This window comes from Pseudoalteromonas thalassia (assembly GCF_049257215.1).
Classification (GTDB): domain Bacteria; phylum Pseudomonadota; class Gammaproteobacteria; order Enterobacterales; family Alteromonadaceae; genus Pseudoalteromonas; species Pseudoalteromonas lipolytica_C.
The window spans coordinates 36,633-56,518 of sequence record NZ_JBMMUE010000003.1 but is presented as its reverse complement, the minus strand read 5'-3'; the positions used below and the strand labels follow the sequence as shown (position 1 = coordinate 56,518).

The window sequence follows — 19,886 nt, the reverse complement described above, 5'->3', positions numbered from 1 at the left end:
AAAAGAAAACAAAACGGAGTGGTTATGCGGACTTGCTGGTTAGTTTTAACATTGCTTTGCTGTTCACCACTTTATGCAGGCGATCAGTTTTCTGTGTTGCTCGTTAATCCATCAGTTAAAACCGACATATTTTGGCAAAAAGTGAGTGATATTATGCACGTGGCTGCCGAGCAAAATAATGTCAATCTCACGACCATTTATGGCGGTGGTAATCGTCATATTCAATTAGCTGAATTAAAACAGTACCTACAATATAACCCCAAGCCAGATTACGCTATTTTGATCAATTACCCAGGTGGTGCTGAGCAGTCAATGACTCTACTTGAGCAGCACAAAGTTAACTTTATAACACTGGAAGAAACTATTGTCGGCGTTGAGCGAGATGAAGTTGGTAAGCCTCGCCAGCGCTTTAAATACTGGTTAGGAGAGGTTTTTCACGATAACTTTAAAGCGGGAGAGCAACTTGGCAAAGCTTTGCTTAATGAGGCAATAGCTGCAAAGCAAACGCCGCATTTTGTTGCGATTAATGGTCATTATGGCTCCGAATCAGATACCCGCAGTGATGGCCTTGTTCATTACTTACGTAAACAAGATGTCGAGCTTGAGCAAGTTGTTTATGCTAATTGGAGCAAGCAAGAGGCAGTGCATAAAGTAAGTCGTTTATTACAACGATATCCAGATACTAATGTAATTTGGTGCGCTTCTGATTTAATGGCACAAGGTGCACTTGAAGCAGTAAAAGAAAAAGCAGAGAAAGCCTATTTTATTGGTGGTATAGATTGGCTTGATGAAAATTTAGACTTGATTGAACAGCAAAAACTCACGGCCAGTGTTGGCGGGCACTTTATGATGGGGGCGTGGGCATTAATAAGCTTAGTCGATCATAATAATGGTAATCCTTATTGGCAAAACCATAATGCGATTAAGTTTCAACTTGGGGTCATTACACAGCACAACATAAAAAGTTATGGCTGGCTTAGAAATATTAAAGATTGGTCGGTTATCCCCTTTGAAACCTTTTTACTGCAAAACACTAAAAGTAGCGAGTACGCGTTCGATTTTGATACCCTGCATAGTTTATTGAGTGAAAAGCCTAAAAATGCAGCGCTGCACTAAAAGTGCTGCGAAAGAGCCTAGATTCTACCTAGCTTGGCAAAGGCTTCTGGTATAAACTAGCGGCTTTAAAATCCAGACAGAAGTATGCCATGACAGAGTTAAAGCGATTAAATAAATTTATCAGTGAAACAGGTTTTTGTTCACGCCGTGAGGCAGATAAATATATTGAAGAAGGTCGTGTAACTGTTAACGGCAACTTGCCTGAAATGGGCGTAAAAGTCAGCAATGATGATGACGTTCTGATTGATGGTCAGCCATTAAAAGCAAAACCTAAACGAGTTTATATCGCCTATAACAAACCTGTTGGTATTACTTGTACAACTGAGCGAAAAATTCAAAGTAACATTGTTAAAGCGGTTAACTACCCAGAGCGTATTTTCCCAATCGGACGCTTAGATAGGCCTTCAGAGGGCTTGATTTTTTTAACCAACGAAGGCGACATCGTTAATAAAATCCTTCGTGCTGGTAATAATCATGAAAAAGAATACGTAGTGACAGTTGATAAACCGCTAAACCGCCAGTTTGTTAACAAGATGGCAAACGGTATTCCTATTCTTGATACTGTTACTAAAAAGTGTAAGGTAAAACAAACTGGCCCACAGCAATTTACCATTGTGCTAACACAAGGCTTAAACCGCCAAATTCGCCGCATGTGTGAATATTTAGGCTATGAAGTGGTGACTCTTAAACGCACACGTATCATGAACGTTACCCTAAAAGGGTTAAAAGTAGGGCAGTGGCGTCATTTAACCGAGCAAGAAATGGCAGAGATCAATAACTCAATTGCCGACTCAGGTAAAACAGAAGAGCGCTCAATTGATGAAAATAAACAGCCAACCCAAGCCCGTGCCAAGCAAAAACCACGCAATGAAGAAGAAAAAAAGCGCGACTTTTCAAAATACGTGAAAAAAGCACGCAATGATGCCAAACAAGGTCAATCAAGATCAAAGGCTGGCAATTCGCACTCAGCAAAACCAAATCAAACTAAGCGTAGCAGCACCAAACGCACAGGTACATTAAGCCTGAAAAAGTAAGCTTGAGCTTTTAAAATGTAGTGTTTGAATAGCTTTTTATGCTGTGGCGGTTTTAGTTACCAGTCATTCTAATAAAGAAAAAGCCCTAACAGTTTGCTGTTAGGGCTTTTGGTTGAGAGTCAATCTGTATTAATTAGCGTGACGCTGTTTAGGTACTTTGATCTTAAACAGCATGGTATAAAGCACAGGCACAACAATCAGTGTTAGCACTGTTGCAAAACCAAGACCAAACATAATGGTTACCGCCATTGACTGGAAGAACACGTCAAATAGCAGTGGGATCATGCCTAAGATAGTAGTAATTGCGGCCATCGCTACAGGGCGAACACGGCTTACACCAGAGTCAAACACTGCTTTATAAGGGTCTTTCCCGCTATAGAGTTCAAGGTTAATTTGATCAACTAATACAATGCCGTTTTTGATGAGCATGCCGCTTAAACTAAGTAAGCCAAGCAGTGCCATAAAGCTAAATGCTGCATTCATTAGTAATAAACCTGCCGATACACCAATGATTGCTAACGGCACCGTCGCCCATATTACTAATGGTTGCTTAACAGAGTTAAACAGCAGTACTGTGATTGCGAACATGGCTAAATAACCAAGTGGCAATGAACCGAAAATGGCTTTTTGTGCTTTGCTTGACGACTCAAACTCGCCGCCCCATTGCAGTTCATAGCCATTAGGAAGTTTAATGGCTTCTATATCTTTGCGAACACGTGCAAAGAGCTTTGCTGGTGTTTCATCACCAATAACATCGTGGTCGGCCATCACTGTGATAGTACGCTTACGATCACGTCGCATGATCAAGCTGTCTTCCCACTCAACCACAAAGTCATCAACCACTTGTGTAACGGGTACAAACACACCTAACACAGGGCTGTATATTTGTAAGTCACGCAGGCTTTCAACGTTTAAGCGCTCTTCTGCAGGCGAGCGGGCAATAATGGGCAGCATTTGCGTGCCATCTTTATAAACACCCACTTGCTTACCTGATAAGCTGGTTAACAGCAGCTGATCAAGGTCAGACTTGGCAATCCCTAAGCGACGGGCTTTTTGCTCGTTAAACTGAGGACGAATTAACTTAGAGCGTGCTCGCCAATCGTCACGAATGTTAAATGCTCCTGCATCTTGATGCAGAATGTCTTTTGCCTCTTTTGCTAGCTGGCGAAGTACCACAGGATCAGCACCAGAAAAACGCGCTTCGATTTTTGCATCAGTTGATGGGCCAATTTCCATACGTTTAACTTTAAGCTGAGCATCAAGTACATGCTCGTGTTGGTAATCACGTACTTTTTTGATCATAGTGGTGACGGCTTCACGGTCTTTTACACGAATAATCAATTGCCCATAAGCTGGGTATGATTTTTCAGGTGCGTAAGTCAGCATAAAGCGAGGCGCACCTTGGCCGACTGTCGTTGTTACTTCTTCTACAAGAGGGTCTGCTTGTAAGAATTTTTCAAGTTTTGCGACGCCATCCATTGTGGTATGAATATCAGCACCTTGTGTATGCCAATAATCAACATAAAACATTGGTGTATTAGATGCAGGGAAAAACGACTGCTTGATAAATTTAAAACCAAACACAGCACTCACTAGCATAATTACCATTAGTAACAATGTGGTTTTACGATAACGCATTGCCGCATGTAACACGCCTTTGTAGACATTAAAAATAACACCTTGATAAGGGTCTTCATCATGATGTGGCTGTTTTTCAGTTGCTTGTTTAAACATTAAATCAGCAAAAAATGGCGTCAGGGTGATAGCTGTGATCCAGCTTAATAATAATGAAATAAACAACACCCAGAACAAGCTGCCAGCAAATTCACCACTGGCATCTGAACTCAAACCAATTGGCGCAAATGCCGTAATAGCGATAACCGTCGCACCGAGTAACGGCCACTTGGTTTGATCAACTATGTTAGTTGCAGCTTGCAGTTTTGTTTGTCCGCGCTTGAGGTTTATCAATATACCTTCGGTTACTACAATGGCATTATCAACCAGCATACCTAAGGCAATAATCAGGGCGCCTAATGAGATACGTTGTAAATCTATGGCGAACAACTTCATGAAAATAAAGGTGCCTAATACGGTAAGCAGAAGTATTACACCAATCAATACGCCACTTTTAAAGCCCATAAAGACTAAAAGTACAATAATAACAATGGCAACCGCTTCAAGCAGGCTGATAATAAAGCCACTTACTGACTTCTCAACTTCGGCTGGTTGGTTATAAACGCTGTTGATTTCCATACCATGCGGTCGCTGGTATTCGAGTGACGCTAAATGAGCATCAATATTTGCTCCTACATCAACGACGTTTACGCCTGTGCTAAACGACACACCTACCAGTAATGCTTGCTGTTGGTTATAGCGAATAATATTGTTTGGTACTTCAGCGTATTCACGAAATACCTTAGCAACATCACCTAAATAAATAAGTTCATTTTCACCTGGCTTTGAAATAAGAAGATTTTCAAGCTCTTTAACGTCTTTAAATTCACCGGTTGGGTGTAAGCGAATTGACTCATCGCCGACGCGTACCTTACCTGCGTTCGACACACTGTTTTGAGTTTGTAAAAGTTGATAAATACGATTAGGCGAAATACCTAACTGGGCAAGTTTACGGGTTGAAATTTCAACCATAACCTGTGCTTGTTGCTCGCCACCAACAGTTACTTTACTAACGCCATCAACCAACACAAGCTCACGTTTTAAATAATCAACGTAATCTTTCAGTTCATCGTAAGAGTAACCATCGCCAGTTACCGCGTACATCACACCGTATACATCACCAAAGTCATCCATAATTTTGCTCGGATAAACCCCAGATGGCATTGAGGCTGCTTGGTCGTTGATTTTACGACGCAGTTCGTCCCATATTTGGCGTAAGTCTTGTTTACGATAATTGCTTTTCATCTCGACGGTAATTTGCGATTTACCCGGTGATGAAATACTGGTTACGTAATCAACATACGGCAGTTGTTGAATCGCATTCTCTATGGGAAATGTAACTTCTTCTTCAACCTGTTGTGGCGACGCACCTGGATACAGGGTGATCACCATGGCTTTTTTTAAGGTGAATTCAGGGTCTTCAAGTTGTCCTAAGCCAAAGTAAGCCACTGTTCCGCCAATAAGCAAAAACAGCGCAAACATCCAACTTACCACTTTCCTTTCGATAGCAAGTGCAGCAAAGCTCATTATAAGCCTCGCTCTTTTTGCCAAGGACGAACTTTCATGCCTTCTTCTAAAAAGTTAACCCCTGCAGCGACTATTTTTTGTCCTGCTTTGATACCCGATAATACTTCAATGCTATCACGATGTAGCTGTCCTACTTCTACAACTTGCTTATGGACAAGGCCACTTTCTTCGTCATAAATCCATACATAACTATTGTTACTTTCAGGCTCGGTTGGCTCAGAGAAAACAGCTTCTACAGGTAATAATGTATAGGGTGATTGTGAGTTGGTGATCTTGCTTAAATCAATATCAACGCGGCCAGTCATACCTTCAAGTAGATTAAAATCTTTAGGAACCGGTAAAGAAAATACCACTTTATAGGTTAGGGTGATGGGATCTGCTTGAGTATCAAATTCTTTCACAGACAGTTTATAAGATTTGTTAGGATAGCCATCAAAGACAACATCAGGTTGATATTCAACATCTTTATCGATGCGTGCAATGAGTTTTTCTGGGACTTGAATAACAACATCCATTAAATCACGGGTTTCAAGTCGTAAAATATTCTGCTTGGCTTGAATGTTCTCAAAGTTTTTAACAAACACCTTTGCTACAGTGCCTGCAAACGGCGCACGTAATTCACTGTTATCTAAATTCGTTTTGGCTATCTTTAATGCTGATTCTGCTACTTGCTTGTTAGCAAGAGCTTGGTCTAACTCAGATTGACTGGCGATTGAACGGTCAAAAAGCTTTTGTACACGTTCAAGTTGAGATTCTGCGAGTTCAAAGCGCGCTTTGCGCTCATCATATTGTAGTTGAAAGTCTTCAGGGTCGAGTTTGGCAAGCAGTTGTCCTTTTTCAACATGCTGACCGGCAAGCGCTGGGAACTCAAGTAACTCACCATTCACTCTAAAGGCGAGATATGAACCTTGGTTAGCAACAACTTCAGCTGGAAAACTACGTATAGTTTCATCTGAAAGATTACTTATAGTGAATAATTTTACCGGGCGCACAACTGGCTCAACCTCAGTATTAGATGCCTGCTCAGAACATGCCGCAAGCATCAAAATTAGGCTCGTAGTTATCGCAACGAATGCCAATTTCATTGTCTTCTCCATAGATATGATGCATAAATTAGCTGCAGGATACGCTGCAAACATATAAAATAAAAATTATTAAATTTTAGAAACATCATTAATTTTATTTATATAGTGTTTTTTATATCATGAACCTAAATCAACTCGTTATTTTAGATGCAATTGTACAGAGTGCTAGTTTGAGCCAAGCCGCTATAAAACTTCATAAAACCCAACCTGCACTAACACTGGCGATAAAAAAACTCGAATCTGAGCTTGGGTTTGAGCTTTTAGACCGTAGCCAGTATCGCTTACATCTTACTGAAAAAGGCCGTATTTTTTATCGTGAGGCACGTCAGTTACTAAACGCAAACAGTGAACTGAGCTCGCTTGCTAAAGAGTTGGCGCTAGGAAATGAAGCTAATTATAAAATTTGCTACGAGCAACTTTGCCACCAGCATAGTTACAATCAAGTCATAAGTGAAACCTTCCAACGTTTTGCTAGTACTGAGTTTAGTATTTCTTCAGGTAAACGCTTTGTATCCCTTGAACAAGTAAACAGTCATCAAGCGGATTTAGGGATTGGGCCTTGGTTTGACCTGTTCCATGCAACAGGGGATCTTGAAAGTTTGCCTATAGGTAAATTTGATATCGGTATAGTCAGCGCACCTAATGTGGTACCTAGTAAAATTAGCTTTGCTGATATTCAAAATTACCCATGCTTGGCTATGTTTGAGAGTGACTTGAGTTTCGATAGTGATAGGTTGTCTTATACATTGGGCTCTGCATTAATGAAAATTGACGATATAACCAGTGTAAAGTCGTTTTTACTGTCTGGTGCGGGTTGGGCGATGATTAGTTTGCAACATTGCCAAGCTGAGATTGAAGCCGGTTTGTTGCAGCAAATAAAAATTACTGACCGTGAACACCAGTTTGGCGCTGAAATACGTGTTTTTAGGCAGCACTCTGTCCATCATGGCCCTGTTGCGAGAGCAATTTGGCAAGATTTTAGCGAAGTCAGCAAACAGTATTTGGAGTCTAGTCGTGCAGCAGGCAACTAAAGAAGATTTAATTTATACCATTATTTGCGCCATTCCAGCGGGAAAAGTAGCCAGTTATGGGCAAGTTGCAAAGCTTGCAGGTTATCCTAATAACGCAAGGTTAGTAGGGCGGTTATTGAAAGTGATGCCTGAAGGTTCACGTATTCCGTGGCATCGAGTAGTAAATAGCCAAGGCAAAATATCGTTTCCAGAGGGTAGCAATAAACATCTTGAGCAACGACAAAAACTACTCAGTGAAGGCGTTACCTTTAACAAGGCCAAAATTAATATGCGCTTGCATCAGTGGCACTAATAAACATACAAACTAATTGATAAGTAGTGGCAAACACAGCCAACCAGCACAAATACATGCCAAATTGCATGGCTGTAATGGCGAGTTTTAGCACTGTAAAACACAGTGCCTAAACTGTAAGCAATCCCACCTGCTAGCAGCCACCATAAAGCGCTTAAATCAAGGTTTAAATAAAGTGGGTAAACAAGCGCTAATGCAAACCAACCCATTAATAAATAGGTAGCGAGTGAGACCTTTTTATTGGTGTTTTTGACTAGTAATTTATACGCAACGCCGCCAAGTGCTAAAGACCAAATAAACACCAAAGCTGCAATTGACCATGCCCCTGATAACGAAATAACCAAATAAGGCGTATAAGTACCCGCAATAAGCAAGTAAATAGCACAGTGGTCACATTTTTTATAAATGGCCCGTATACGCTCCTTTGTGCTTGCGTGATACAAAGTTGAAGCTAAAAATAATACCAGTAGGCTTGCTCCATAGACGATGGCACTTACCGTAGCTGATATAACGTTAGATTGTGATATTAAATCCCACAGCACATATACCGCAAACAGGACTCCTAGGCCATGAGTGAGCACGTTAAGTTGTTCTTCTTGGCGTGAGTAGGGGAGTTGTTCTGTCATATCTATCTACTAAAAATGAGTGATTAAAACAGTTTCAGTGTACAAGTGTACGCCGAAGTTGGCAATGCTTATTTTTTCACTAAATATTGGTCAAAATATTTAAATTGGTTGGTTTTATTAACCAACACTGAATGGGGTTAAAAAATAAATATATTTTTAAATTGTTTGAAATCAATAACTTAAAATTTATTTTCAGGGTGGCACAACCTTTGATTAAGTAATTACGACTAATTACTTAAAGAGACAAGGAATACCACTATGAATAACTCACTTAAATTAACTACTGCTGCGTTACTTGTATTTGCGTCAACTCAAGCAAGTGCTACTGACTTTGAATTAGATATCAGCAACACAATTACACAATCTGTTAAAAGCTATGTTCAACAAGCAAGTAACGAATTGAAACAAAGCGTAATGAACAGCATTGAGTTTGATGCTCAAAAGTTACTAGATACTTACATGAGTGAAGATGCAATTGCTTCGAAAGAAGAAGAGTTAAAAATTGCTCAAGCTCCTAAAGCAACAAACAAGCAGTAAGGAAACAAGACAATGAGTAGTGAAATCAGCTTATTTTTACTTATGGTTGCACCGGTTTTGAGTTTACTCAGTGCATATGCATCAATCGAATTATTTCGGAACGTTGCGCAATGGTTCAACTTCTAAAGTACAAGTAGATATTAAGATTTCATGAAATATTGATCGGCGGATAGAAAGCGCACGTAATTAAAGGCATGTGGTTTTAGAATAGTAGACTTTATGAAGCGTGCGATTTTTCCTTTACCGGTTTTTATTTTACCTGAAGGGTTCACCAAGCTAAGAATCTTTGAGCAACGTTATCTAACAATGGTCAAAGAAGCTGTGCAAGATAATACAGGTTTTGTGCTTTGCACTTACCAACACGACACAGATCTTAACTTGCCCGAGATAGGTTGTTTAATGCAAATAACCGATTTCAATCAAGATGATAATGGCCAACTATTAATTGATGTTTATGCTGAACATGCGGTTTCTATTCACAACGCTAGTCAGGATAAGCAGCAGCTACGCCATGCTGACATCGAAATAATTACGTCACCTTCATGGTATGTAAGCGCGCCAATTAATGACGAAAACACCTTACTAAGCGACACACTTCGTGCTGTGTTTGCAAATCAACCTGACTTAGCGGGTCTATATAAAACTCCACAATTTGATAACCTTGCTTGGGTCGCTGCTCGTTGGCTAGAGATCCTGCCTATATCGTTAGTTAAAAAACAACAACTTGCTTATAAATCTAGCTTTGAAAACTTGCTAAGTTTCCTCCATACTCTAATTAACAACGAATTTACTGATTAATGTGATCTAACATCAACTTTTTGGCGTATTACTACAAACGACAATAATTGGATGACATAAAGATGGTAAGTCAACAACTTCAAACAGGTTGTAAACCTAACACAGGTCAATACTCTGCCATGCCAGATACACCAAGCAAAGAGCTTGCTGATGCATTATTTGCTGTTGCTACGCACCGTGATAAACGTGCGTTTGCAATACTTTTCCAATATTTCTCACCAAAAATTAAACGTTTTGGGATAAAGCAATTCGGCTCTGAAGCACAAGCAATGGAATTAGTTCAAGAAACGTTAACCTCAGTTTGGCGTAAAGCACATCTTTACCATAAAGAGAAAGGGGCGGCGACGACATGGGTTTATACCGTGATGCGTAACGCGTCTTTCGACATGCTCAGAAAAATGAAGAGCAGTAAAGAAGAGTGTATCAGTGAAGATATTTGGCCTCTAATTGATGAAGCCCAGCCGGGTCAACACGAATTTAGTGACCACTTAGAAGATAAACAAATTAAACAATATCTTGATAAATTACCACTTGCACAACGTGAAGTCGTGCGTGGCGTTTACTTTCAAGATATGTCGCAAGAGCAACTTGCTGAACATTTAAATATCCCCGTAGGCACAGTGAAGTCACGTCTTCGCTTAGCCTTGCAGAAGTTACGCAATGAAATGGGAGATCACCATGATTAAGCACCATCCTAGCAACGAATTACTTGCCAAGTTCAGTGAAGGTAATTTACCTGCCACTTTGAGTGTTGCAGTCGCTATTCATGTTGAAATGTGTCCTGTGTGCCAAAAAGAGTTAGCCGCGCTTGAGGCAAAAAATGCTGACGACATATTTATCGAATCTGCTAATGATATGGATGATATGTTCGATAAAACTCTTTTTGATGCCATCATAGCTGACGAGTCAATCGATGAGGTATACGAGCAAGCACAGGTATCGGTTGATGTTAAAGATAAAACCTACACATTACCTAGAGCACTTACGCGTATTGGTCACAGTAACTTTATGCAAATAGGTAAACTTGCCCGCTCTCGCATTGATTTAGACGACGGCCCATTACGAGCAAGTCTATTGCACATTGATGCGGGTGGTGAAATACCTGAGCACACACATACGGGGTTTGAGCTAACTTTATTATTAGATGGTGAGTTTAGTGATGAAGACGGACACTATGTACCAGGTGACTTTATGATGTTAGATGGTCGCCACAATCACACGCCAAAAACAATTGAAGGGTGCTTGTGCTTTACAGTTGTTAGTAGTGCCCTACACTTCAATAAAGGTATTAGTAAATTACTAAATCCAATTGGTAATCTAATCTATTAGTAGAGTTTATATGCAGCAATCGACAATTAAAATTGGTTTAAGCGCCTGTTTAGCAGGCGACAAAGTTCGCTTTGACAGTGGACACAAAAAATCTAATTTTTGCATGGATGAGTTGGCTAACCATGTTGAGTATAAAAAGTTTTGCCCTGAAGTAGCGGTAGGGTTGCCAATCCCTAGACCAACGATTCGCCAAGTGCGAGTTGGTGACACCATTAAAGTGTGCCGCCCTGATGGTACTGGCGATGTTGGCCCTAAGCTTACGGAATATGGTAAACGAGTGGCAACAGAGCAAACCGCAGAGTTAAGCGGCTTTGTGTTTTGTGCAAAAAGCCCTAGTTGCGGTATGGAACGTATTAAAATCTACAACGAAGCGGGTACAGGTAATACCTCAGAAGGTGTCGGCTTTTTTGCAGAGCAAATAATGGCGCACAATCCATTGTTGCCTTGTGAAGAAAACGGTCGTTTAAACGATATGCATCTTCGCGAAAACTTTGTTATGCGCGTTTACACCTACAAGCATTGGCAAACACTATGTGAGCAGCCACTCACAGTTCATAGATTGACCCAGTTTCATGCTCAATATAAGTATTTATTGATGGCACATAATTACGAAGCTTACCGTAGTTTAGGGAATTTACTGGGCACCTTTGATGGTGAAGATATCCAAGCCTTGGCAGATGAATATATTTTAGGATTAATGACAGCCCTCAAAAAACCAGCTTCTCGCAAAAATAATGCAAATACCTTGATGCATTTACAGGGTTATTTTAAAAAGTCACTTTCTAAAATAGAAAAGCAAGAACTAAGAGATGCAATCGACGAATACCGTAAAGGTCTCGTACCACTTTATGTTCCACTGACATTAATTAAGCATCATTTAAAAGTTCACCCAAATGAATACTTGGCGAAACAAGTTTATCTAGACCCCTATCCGAACGAATTAAAACTACGCTACGGAATTTAATGAACACTTTATTTTGGTTTAGGCGCGATTTGCGCCTTTTTAATAACGATGCACTGTATCAGTCAATCGAAAATGGTTGCGAGAATGCAGTTTTTTTTATTACTGAAAAGCAATGGCAAAAACATGATGTGGCAGCTATACAGCTTGATTTACTAAAGCGTAGGCTTGGCTTTTTAGGTGAGCTTTTAGCCAGTAAAGGTATTAAATTACATGTCATTGATGCGGTTGATTACGATGGGTGCGTTGAAAAATTAGCGTCATTTTGTGAGCAAAATCAGGTAAAAAATGTATACGCTAACAACGAATATGAGCTTAACGAAGTAAACCGTGATAAAGCGTTTTTACAGCATGCTGACAGTAAAAATATTGCTTTTTATGCATACGACGGCGATGTAATTGCGCCACCTGGAAGCATCAAAAATCAAAGTGGTGAAATGTTCAAAGTATTTACGCCATTTAAAAATGCATGGCTTAAAACTTATCAAGACACCCACTTTTATTTTGCTGAGCCGCCTAAGATGTTCGAGGCCATTGAATGGCAGCCAAATGAGTTATTAGACTCAGACGGCAGCTCAGAAAAATGGCCTGTTGATGATGATACCCTCAGCCACGTTTGCGCACGCTTTATTGAAGAAAAGCTAGCAACCTATCAAGACCAGCGTGATATCCCAAGCATTAAAGGCACCTCAGGTTTAAGCCCATATTTAGCCTTGGGTATTGTTAGCGTTCAGCAATTATTGGCACTTATTCAGCAGCGCCATCCTGATGTACTACGTAGCAGCAAAAGTAACTTGTTTTGTTGGGTTAACGAATTGATTTGGCGTGAGTTTTATCGTCACCTTATCGCGATTTATCCAAACCTAAGTAAATACGCCAACTTCAATGATAAATACAACGCTGTGAAATGGCGTGATGATGAGAGCGACTTTAAAGCGTGGTGCGAAGGTAAAACAGGCTACCCACTAGTTGATGCTGCAATGAGGCAGTTACTGCAAACTGGTTGGATGCATAATCGTTTACGCATGGTGGTCGCAAGCTTTTTAACTAAGCACTTATTAATTGATTGGCGTAAAGGCGAGCGCTTTTTTATGCAGCACCTTATAGACGGCGACCTTGCCTCTAACAACGGTGGCTGGCAATGGGCTGCAAGTACGGGATGTGATGCTCAGCCGTATTTTCGAATTTTCAATCCAATCACCCAAAGTGAGCGATTTGATCCAGATGGTGAATTTATCCGTAAATATCTACCAGAGTTGGAAAAAATACCTGCAAAGCAAATCCATTTTCCGCATGATTATTTAGCGAAACACGGTAAGTCGAGCAGTTATTGGCCAGCAATTGTTGATCATAAAGCCGCGCGAGAGCGAGCGCTAAACGCATTTAAGGTGTGACATGGACAAGGCGATCCTTGATAGATTTATTGATGTTTATCAAACACTCAATAAAGACAATTTACAGCTACTGGATGAAATCTATCATCCAGATATTCACTTTGCAGATCCCTTGCATGCGGTAAATGGTCTTGGGGAGCTACGTGAGTATTTCAAAAACCTCTATGCTAACGTTATATCTTGTGAATTTGTTATTGAAGACAGCTATGTTACTGAAAATACTCAGAGCAAAGATGATACCGCCTTTATCTATTGGACCATGCAATACCGTCATCCCAAGCTCAATAAAGGGCAAGCAATCTCGGTTGCAGGCCATAGCCGTTTAAAGTTTGCTGGTGATAAAATAATTAATCATCGCGATTATTTTGACGTAGGCGCTATGCTATACAGGCATATCCCTGTACTTGGCTCGGCTGTTAAATTTATTGATAAAAGGGCGAGTGCATAATGACAACATTAATTACAGGCGCAACTTCCGGTATTGGCGAGTCATTAGCAAAGCTATACGCAGACAATAATGAGCATGTGATTGCATGCGGCAGGAATACAGAAAAGCTTGCTAAATTGAGCCAACATCAAAACATTGAGTCTTGCCAATTTGATGCAACAGACCTTCAGGATATACGTTCGAGCACAGTCGCCTATACACAATTCGATCGTGTCATTCTAAATGCAGGCAATTGTGAATATATTGATGATGCTCGTAATTTTGATAGCAGTTTGTTCGAACGTGTGATCACCACTAATCTACTCAGTATGGGCTATTGCCTTGAGGCATTACTACCAAAGATAAAACCCGGTGGTCAGCTGGTGATTGTAAGCTCTAGTGTGACTTACTTACCGCTACCGCGCAGCCAGGCTTATGGCGCGTCTAAAGCCGGTGTAAGTTATTTAGCTAATAGCTTAGCGGTTGATTTAAAAGATGTTGATGTGACTTTAGTTCACCCTGGTTTTGTTAAAACGCCGCTGACTGATAAAAACGACTTTCCAATGCCAATGGCGGTGAGTGCTGAAAAAGCGGCAAATTATATTTATAAAGGGGTCGCGAAAAGGCGCAAAGAAGTGCACTTTCCGCACCGTTTTACCTTCATTTTGAAATTTTTAAGAATGCTTCCTACGCCACTTTGGCTGAAGCTTGCAAAAGGATTATCACGTTGAAAAAAGTGGCTGTTATTGGATCTGGCATAGCGGGTTTAAGCTGTGCGCACCTATTGCATAAGCACTACGATGTAACCGTATTTGAGAAAAACGACTACATAGGTGGCCATACTGCAACCATTGACGTAAAGGTTGATGGCGTTGAATACGCTGTAGACACAGGTTTTATTGTATTTAACGACCGCACTTACCCATATTTTGAAAAATTACTTAAGCGTTTGGGTGTCGAGCGTCAGAAAACTCAAATGAGCTTTAGTGTGCATAACGAGCAAACGGGCTTTGAATATAACGGTCATACATTTTGGAGCTTGTTCGCTCAAAAGCGTAATATCTTTCGTCCTAAGTTTTGGAAACTCTTAAAAGACATAGTGCGCTTCAATGAAGTGTGTAAATCATTGCATGCACAACAAAACTACAAGGCCAATCAAACATTAGGCGAGTTTTTGGATGAGCATGACTTTAACGAGTTCTTTCGCTTCCATTATATTTTGCCGATGGGCGCTGCTATTTGGTCAACCAGTATTAAAGAAATGGCACAAGTTGGCGTAGAGTTTTTTGTTAAGTTCTTTTATAACCACGGTTTGCTGGATATCACTAATCGTCCGCAGTGGTATGTTATTCCGGGTGGCTCTCGCGAATACATTAAACCCATGATCCAAGGCTTCGCTGATAAAATTCGTTTAAATAGCAATATCAGCTCGGTATCTCGAAAAGATGACAGTGTTCACGTTCATTTTGATGATGGTCATAGCGAAATATTCGACAAAGTGGTGTTTGCTTGCCATTCTGATCAGGCTTTAAAGTTATTACTTGACCCAAGTGAAGACGAAAAGAATGTACTTTCAGCCATTCCTTATACTGCTAATTCAGTGGTTTTACACACTGATACAGCGTTGTTGCCAAAACGCAAGGCAGCTTGGGCTAGCTGGAACTACTTGTTGAATAACAACACAGACAAAGCGGCTGTTGTGACTTATCAAATGAATATTCTGCAAGGTATTCAAAGCGACAAGCAATTTTGTGTAACCCTCAACCACCTTGACGGTATCAATAAAGATAAAATTTTACGCGAGTTTACCTACCACCATCCGGTATTTAATAAAGAGTCGATTGCCGCACAGCAGCAAAAGTCATTAATAGACGGCAAAAATAATAGCTATTTCTGTGGCGCTTATTGGTATAACGGCTTTCATGAAGATGGTGTAAGAAGTGCGGTCAACGTGGCAAAGCAGCTTGGGGTTGAATTTGAATAGCGCCATTTATGTTGGTGACGTAAGACACCGACGTTTTGCAGTTAAAAAACATCATTTCAAATACCCACTTTACATGATGTGGGTAGATTTAGCTCAGCCTGAAGAACTTAATGACATTCACCCATGGCTGGGTTGTTCAGGCTTTAAAGCTCTAAAGTTTAAACAAAGCGACTATTTTAATTTTCAGACAAACATGCAGCTATCAGTACAGCAACGTGCGCTCGCCAAGATAGCTGAATTAGGCGTAAAGCAAACCTTTACTAAAGTGTATATGCTTGGGCAACTTCGTTGTATGGGAATATATTTCAGTCCTGTTAACTTTTTTTTCTATCAAAGTAATGATGGTAATTTCACGCATATGCTTGCTGAAGTCAGTAATACTCCGTGGAATGAACGTCATTATTATGTCGTGCCGCTCGAAAAAAAAGTGAACTTTAAAAAGGTTTTTTCCGTATCACCTTTCATGAACTTAGATATGAACTATTATTGGCATATCAGAATGAATCCTGATAACACCATGATTCATATTGAAAATAAAAAAGACGACACACTCTTGTTTGACGCAACGCTACGTTTACAAAAGCATCCACTCAATAAAGAGAGGATGAGTGCGGTGCTCAAGCAGTTTCCAGCAATGACGTTGAGTATATTCAAAGGTATTTATATTCACGCGCTGAAACTATTTTGTAAACGTGTGCCATTTATTGGTCATTCGGGCAAACAAGAGAATTAAACTAGGTGATGTGATGGAAAAAGTATCAAATTTGACTGAGACTCAAGCAACAGGTTGGGTGGCAAAACTATACAAAAAATTAGTAATAGGTGCATTTAATAGCATCAAAATTGGTCGCATTACTTTAATTGAAGGAAATGACCGTACACAATTTGGTGATACTGCCAGTGATATACACGCCACTGTTACAGTTAACGATTCGGCCATGTACAAATTGTTTGCATTGTCAGGAAGCGTTGGGGCTGGTGAAGCCTATATTCTAGGTTTCTGGGATTGTGATAACCTTACTAAATTAATTGAAATATTTGCCCTAAACCAAGACGAGCTTGATGCTTTTGAGAAAAAATTCTCTTTTTTTAGTGGTTTAGCTCATCGCTTAAACCATTTTAGAAATCGAAATTCAGCTCAAGGTTCTAAGAAAAATATCGCAGCGCATTATGACTTAGGTAACGACCTTTATAGTGCGTTTTTAAGCGATGAAATGTTGTATTCATGTGCCGTGTACCCTTCAAAACAAGCCACTCTTGAACAAGCCCAAGATCACAAACTGGCATTAATTTGTGAGCAAGTTGATCTACAGCCAGGTGACTCAGTTATTGAGATTGGCACAGGGTGGGGCGCCTTTGCGATTTACGCGGCAACGCATTTTGACTGCCATGTAACGACTACAACTATTTCAGATGAGCAATATGCCTATGTTGAAGAAAAAGTTAAAGAGCTAAATCTTGAGCATAAAATCACCTTATTAAAGCAGGATTACCGTCTCTTAGAGGGCAAATACGACAAGCTCGTGTCTATTGAAATGATTGAAGCTGTTGGGCATGAGTATTTACCAGGCTTTTTTGCCAAATGTCACTCTTTGTTGAAAGACAGCGGCGCAATGCTGATCCAAGCCATTACCATTGCTGATCAACGTTATAGTCATTATCTGAAAAACTCTGACTTCATTCAGCAGTATATCTTCCCGGGTGGTTGTCTCCCTTGCTTAGACGAAATGAATAAGCAAATTAAACAGCAAACAGACATGGTGGTACATAGTGTAAAAGATATTGGTGTTCACTATGCAAGAACATTGGCTGATTGGCGAGAGCGCTTTGTTGCCAGCTGGCCTGAAATTGATAAAGTTAAGTTTGATCAGCGCTTTTATCGTTTATGGTTGTTTTACCTAGCCTATTGTGAAGGTGCATTTAGAACTCGTGCAATAAGCACTGTGCACCTCGTAGCCCGTAAACCGCGATTTGGACACTCTGACGATGGCATTGCGCTCGATTATTAATTTCGTGTTGTTTCAAGGAGTATGGTTTAGTGCCTTACTCCTTGAGCGCGATGCGGTAATCCCCGCCTCTTTTATTATTTGTTTAATGCTTTTTTTATCAGAGCAACGCAAGCAAGACATACTGCTTTTAGCATGTGGGCTACCAATTGCGCTGGGCTATGAATGGCTTGCAAGTGGTTTTGAGCTAATTAATTATAAAGTATCTCCATTGCCTCTGTGGCTCGCTTTTCTTTGGGCTGCACTATTACTCACCGTTAATACGTCTATGCAGTTTTTGCAAAAGCTTCCTTGGTATTTCGCTTGGTTGGTTTGTTTAGCCTTTGCTCCGGCTAGCTATTATGCAGGTATACGATTTGGCGTATTAAGCACGGATCTGACTGTTGTGAGTTTTTGGCTGTATTACGGTGTAGGCTGGGCAACGATGTTTGTATGCATTATTACCTTTAATAAGCGTTTTTTAGCCGCTAAATGATCAGTTAGTGATGGTTTTACGTAACATTGCATAACTAGTTTTTTAGGATAAGACGATGAAACAGTTTATGACTATAGCGGCATTTATGTGCTCATTGTTTATGGCAGATGTTGCTGCAAATGGTTTTAAAACCGTTGGCCAAGCTAAAATGGAGTATTTATTTTGGGATGTTTATAACGCCAAACTTGAAACTCCCAACGGCACTTACACATTCGGTCAACACCCTAGTAAATTAACACTTACCTATTTGCGTGATTTTAAAGCCAAAGACATTGTTAAAGCCACTAACGAGCAATGGCAGCATTTAGGCTTGGATGAAATGGTAGGGGCTTACGACAAACAACTGTTGGACTTATGGCCTGATATTTCTAAAAACGATTCATTAACGTTTCAAACAAATGAGCAGGCAATAGGAACCTTTTACTTTAATGGCAAGCCACTTGGACAGATAAATGATGACAAGTTTGCCGATAACTTTTTAGCAATTTGGCTAAGCGCAGGGACTTCTGAGCCATCACTACGCAAACAGCTTATTGGAGGGAAACATGATTAAACTCAAAGCAATCCTTATTTTAGCTATGGTAATGTTAATTACCAGCTGCTCTGCGCCCGATGTTGATTATTATCGAGGTACAGAACCTGAATTTAACTTTAAGCAGTTTTTTAGTGGTGAGCTAAAAGCCTATGGGGTAGTACAGGACCACAAAGGCGAATTAACTCGTAAGCTGGTAGTCGACATGCAAGCAAGCTGGGATGGCAACAAAGGCGTGATTGACGAGCAATTTGTTTATGATGACGGTGAAACGCAAACACGTGTTTGGTACATCACCATTAATGATGATGGCAGTATAACAGGTACGGCATCAGATGTTATTGGCGAAGCAAAAGGTGAAAGTAATGGCAGTGTTTTCCATTGGACATATTCTGTCGAGCTTCCATATGATGATAGTACTTTAGTGGTAAATTTCGATGATTGGATGTACTTGGTAACACAATCACGCTTGATAAACCGCACTGCTATTGATAAGTTTGGCATCGAGGTCGGGGAAGTAACCTTAGTTATCGAGAAAATCGAGTAATCGTTTAATTACCAGAAAACTTCGCGATGTTGGTTAAATTAAGTCTTTATTAATATCAACGTCGCTAACCTCGTTTTTGATAGTTAAATAGTAGTCATTTTTGAACAAATTACGTAAAAATAGCAATTTGCTGTTGCTAACTTCTCAAAAATGCATAAAGATAGGTTTTGCGAAGGCAAAATAATAACGAATAGGAATCTAACAATGAATAAAGCTCAATTAGTTGAAAAAATTGCTACTGATGCAGAAATCTCAAAAGCGGCAGCAACGCGTGCACTAGATGCATTCACTGGCGCAGTTACTAATTCTCTTAAAGAAGGTAACTCAGTAGCATTAGTTGGTTTCGGTACTTTCTCAGTAAAAGAGCGTGCAGCGCGTACTGGCCGTAACCCACAAACTGGTGCAGAAATTCAAATCGCAGCAGCAACTATCCCAAGCTTTAAAGCGGGTAAAGGTCTTAAAGACCAAGTTAATCCATAATTGGGTAACTAGGTTTATATTGAAAAAAGGG

At 40.2% G+C, this 19,886-nt stretch carries 22 protein-coding genes; 19 read left to right on the top strand and 3 right to left on the bottom strand.

Going from position 1 to position 19,886, the window contains the following annotated elements; genetic code table 11:
• Positions 1-24 precede the first annotated feature (24 nt).
• Entirely contained in the window at positions 25-1,116 is a 1,092-nt protein-coding gene (locus AAEU31_RS04965) for an ABC transporter substrate-binding protein (RefSeq protein ID WP_199527761.1), read from the top strand.
• A gap of 89 nt (positions 1,117-1,205) precedes the next feature.
• Positions 1,206-2,150, top strand: coding sequence for a 23S rRNA pseudouridine(2604) synthase RluF (gene rluF, locus AAEU31_RS04960; protein WP_421966634.1), 945 nt, complete (start codon positions 1,206-1,208; stop codon positions 2,148-2,150).
• Positions 2,151-2,279: 129 nt separating this feature from the next.
• On the opposite strand, the gene AAEU31_RS04955 is transcribed toward rluF, so the two are convergent.
• Both AAEU31_RS04955 and AAEU31_RS04950 read right to left on the bottom strand, forming a co-directional pair.
• Positions 2,280-5,351 carry an efflux RND transporter permease subunit gene (locus tag AAEU31_RS04955; protein WP_421966633.1) on the bottom strand — a complete coding sequence of 1,024 codons (3,072 nt, stop codon included), beginning with the start codon at positions 5,349-5,351 and terminating at the stop codon, positions 2,280-2,282.
• Positions 5,351-6,436 carry an efflux RND transporter periplasmic adaptor subunit gene (locus AAEU31_RS04950; protein ID WP_421966632.1) on the bottom strand — a complete coding sequence of 362 codons (1,086 nt, stop codon included), beginning with the start codon at positions 6,434-6,436 and terminating at the stop codon, positions 5,351-5,353. Before AAEU31_RS04950 ends, AAEU31_RS04955 begins: the two co-directional genes overlap by 1 nt.
• A 119-nt stretch (positions 6,437-6,555) precedes the next feature.
• Between AAEU31_RS04950 and AAEU31_RS04945 the strand changes: the two genes are divergently transcribed.
• Both AAEU31_RS04945 and AAEU31_RS04940 read left to right on the top strand, forming a co-directional pair.
• Entirely contained in the window at positions 6,556-7,467 is a 912-nt protein-coding gene (locus AAEU31_RS04945) for a LysR family transcriptional regulator (RefSeq protein WP_421966631.1), read from the top strand.
• The gene (locus AAEU31_RS04940; protein ID WP_235383426.1) at positions 7,451-7,759 is read left to right on the top strand and encodes an MGMT family protein; all 309 of its coding nucleotides are present in this window, start codon (positions 7,451-7,453) and stop codon (positions 7,757-7,759) included. Before AAEU31_RS04945 ends, AAEU31_RS04940 begins: the two co-directional genes overlap by 17 nt.
• Here the strand turns inward: AAEU31_RS04940 and trhA are convergent.
• Complete coding sequence (trhA, locus tag AAEU31_RS04935; RefSeq protein ID WP_253039092.1) at positions 7,756-8,385, bottom strand: PAQR family membrane homeostasis protein TrhA; 630 nt, start codon at positions 8,383-8,385, stop codon at positions 7,756-7,758. The genes AAEU31_RS04940 and trhA overlap by 4 nt on opposite strands.
• A gap of 258 nt (positions 8,386-8,643) precedes the next feature.
• Between trhA and AAEU31_RS04930 the strand changes: the two genes are divergently transcribed.
• From AAEU31_RS04930 to AAEU31_RS04860, 15 genes are all read left to right on the top strand, one after another.
• Complete coding sequence (locus tag AAEU31_RS04930) at positions 8,644-8,922, top strand: hypothetical protein (RefSeq protein ID WP_421966630.1); 279 nt, start codon at positions 8,644-8,646, stop codon at positions 8,920-8,922.
• Positions 8,923-9,141: 219 nt separating this feature from the next.
• Complete coding sequence (locus AAEU31_RS04925) at positions 9,142-9,720, top strand: LON peptidase substrate-binding domain-containing protein (RefSeq protein ID WP_421966629.1); 579 nt, start codon at positions 9,142-9,144, stop codon at positions 9,718-9,720.
• Between the two features lie 62 nt (positions 9,721-9,782).
• Entirely contained in the window at positions 9,783-10,406 is a 624-nt protein-coding gene (locus AAEU31_RS04920) for a sigma-70 family RNA polymerase sigma factor (RefSeq protein WP_135926374.1), read from the top strand.
• Entirely contained in the window at positions 10,399-11,049 is a 651-nt protein-coding gene (locus AAEU31_RS04915; protein ID WP_135926375.1) for a ChrR family anti-sigma-E factor, read from the top strand. The genes AAEU31_RS04920 and AAEU31_RS04915 overlap by 8 nt, the downstream gene beginning before the upstream one ends.
• Positions 11,050-11,059: 10 nt before the next feature.
• Positions 11,060-12,013: a YbgA family protein gene (locus AAEU31_RS04910; RefSeq protein ID WP_135926376.1), complete on the top strand. Its 954-nt coding sequence runs from the start codon at positions 11,060-11,062 to the stop codon at positions 12,011-12,013.
• On the top strand, positions 12,013-13,404 hold the full coding sequence (gene phrB / locus AAEU31_RS04905; RefSeq protein ID WP_421966628.1) for a deoxyribodipyrimidine photo-lyase: 1,392 nt from the start codon (positions 12,013-12,015) through the stop codon (positions 13,402-13,404). The genes AAEU31_RS04910 and phrB overlap by 1 nt, the downstream gene beginning before the upstream one ends.
• Before the next feature lies 1 nt (position 13,405).
• Positions 13,406-13,852 carry a nuclear transport factor 2 family protein gene (locus AAEU31_RS04900; protein ID WP_135926378.1) on the top strand — a complete coding sequence of 149 codons (447 nt, stop codon included), beginning with the start codon at positions 13,406-13,408 and terminating at the stop codon, positions 13,850-13,852.
• A complete protein-coding gene (locus tag AAEU31_RS04895) occupies positions 13,852-14,562 on the top strand; it encodes an SDR family NAD(P)-dependent oxidoreductase (RefSeq protein ID WP_135926379.1) in 711 nt (236 codons plus the stop codon). Before AAEU31_RS04900 ends, AAEU31_RS04895 begins: the two co-directional genes overlap by 1 nt.
• Positions 14,559-15,815, top strand: coding sequence for an NAD(P)/FAD-dependent oxidoreductase (locus tag AAEU31_RS04890; RefSeq protein ID WP_421966627.1), 1,257 nt, complete (start codon positions 14,559-14,561; stop codon positions 15,813-15,815). The genes AAEU31_RS04895 and AAEU31_RS04890 overlap by 4 nt, the downstream gene beginning before the upstream one ends.
• Positions 15,808-16,548, top strand: a complete 741-nt coding sequence (locus AAEU31_RS04885) for a DUF1365 domain-containing protein (RefSeq protein ID WP_421966626.1) — start codon at positions 15,808-15,810, stop codon at positions 16,546-16,548. Before AAEU31_RS04890 ends, AAEU31_RS04885 begins: the two co-directional genes overlap by 8 nt.
• A 13-nt stretch (positions 16,549-16,561) precedes the next feature.
• On the top strand, positions 16,562-17,824 hold the full coding sequence (locus tag AAEU31_RS04880; protein ID WP_421966625.1) for a class I SAM-dependent methyltransferase: 1,263 nt from the start codon (positions 16,562-16,564) through the stop codon (positions 17,822-17,824).
• Entirely contained in the window at positions 17,802-18,296 is a 495-nt protein-coding gene (locus tag AAEU31_RS04875) for a DUF2878 domain-containing protein (protein WP_421966624.1), read from the top strand. The genes AAEU31_RS04880 and AAEU31_RS04875 overlap by 23 nt, the downstream gene beginning before the upstream one ends.
• A 55-nt stretch (positions 18,297-18,351) precedes the next feature.
• Positions 18,352-18,849 carry a chalcone isomerase family protein gene (locus AAEU31_RS04870; RefSeq protein ID WP_295509927.1) on the top strand — a complete coding sequence of 166 codons (498 nt, stop codon included), beginning with the start codon at positions 18,352-18,354 and terminating at the stop codon, positions 18,847-18,849.
• Entirely contained in the window at positions 18,842-19,375 is a 534-nt protein-coding gene (locus AAEU31_RS04865; protein ID WP_138557710.1) for a DUF3833 domain-containing protein, read from the top strand. The genes AAEU31_RS04870 and AAEU31_RS04865 overlap by 8 nt, the downstream gene beginning before the upstream one ends.
• 204 nt (positions 19,376-19,579) lie before the next feature.
• Positions 19,580-19,855, top strand: a complete 276-nt coding sequence (locus AAEU31_RS04860) for an HU family DNA-binding protein (RefSeq protein ID WP_036972004.1) — start codon at positions 19,580-19,582, stop codon at positions 19,853-19,855.
• The last annotated feature ends 31 nt before the right edge of the window (positions 19,856-19,886 follow it).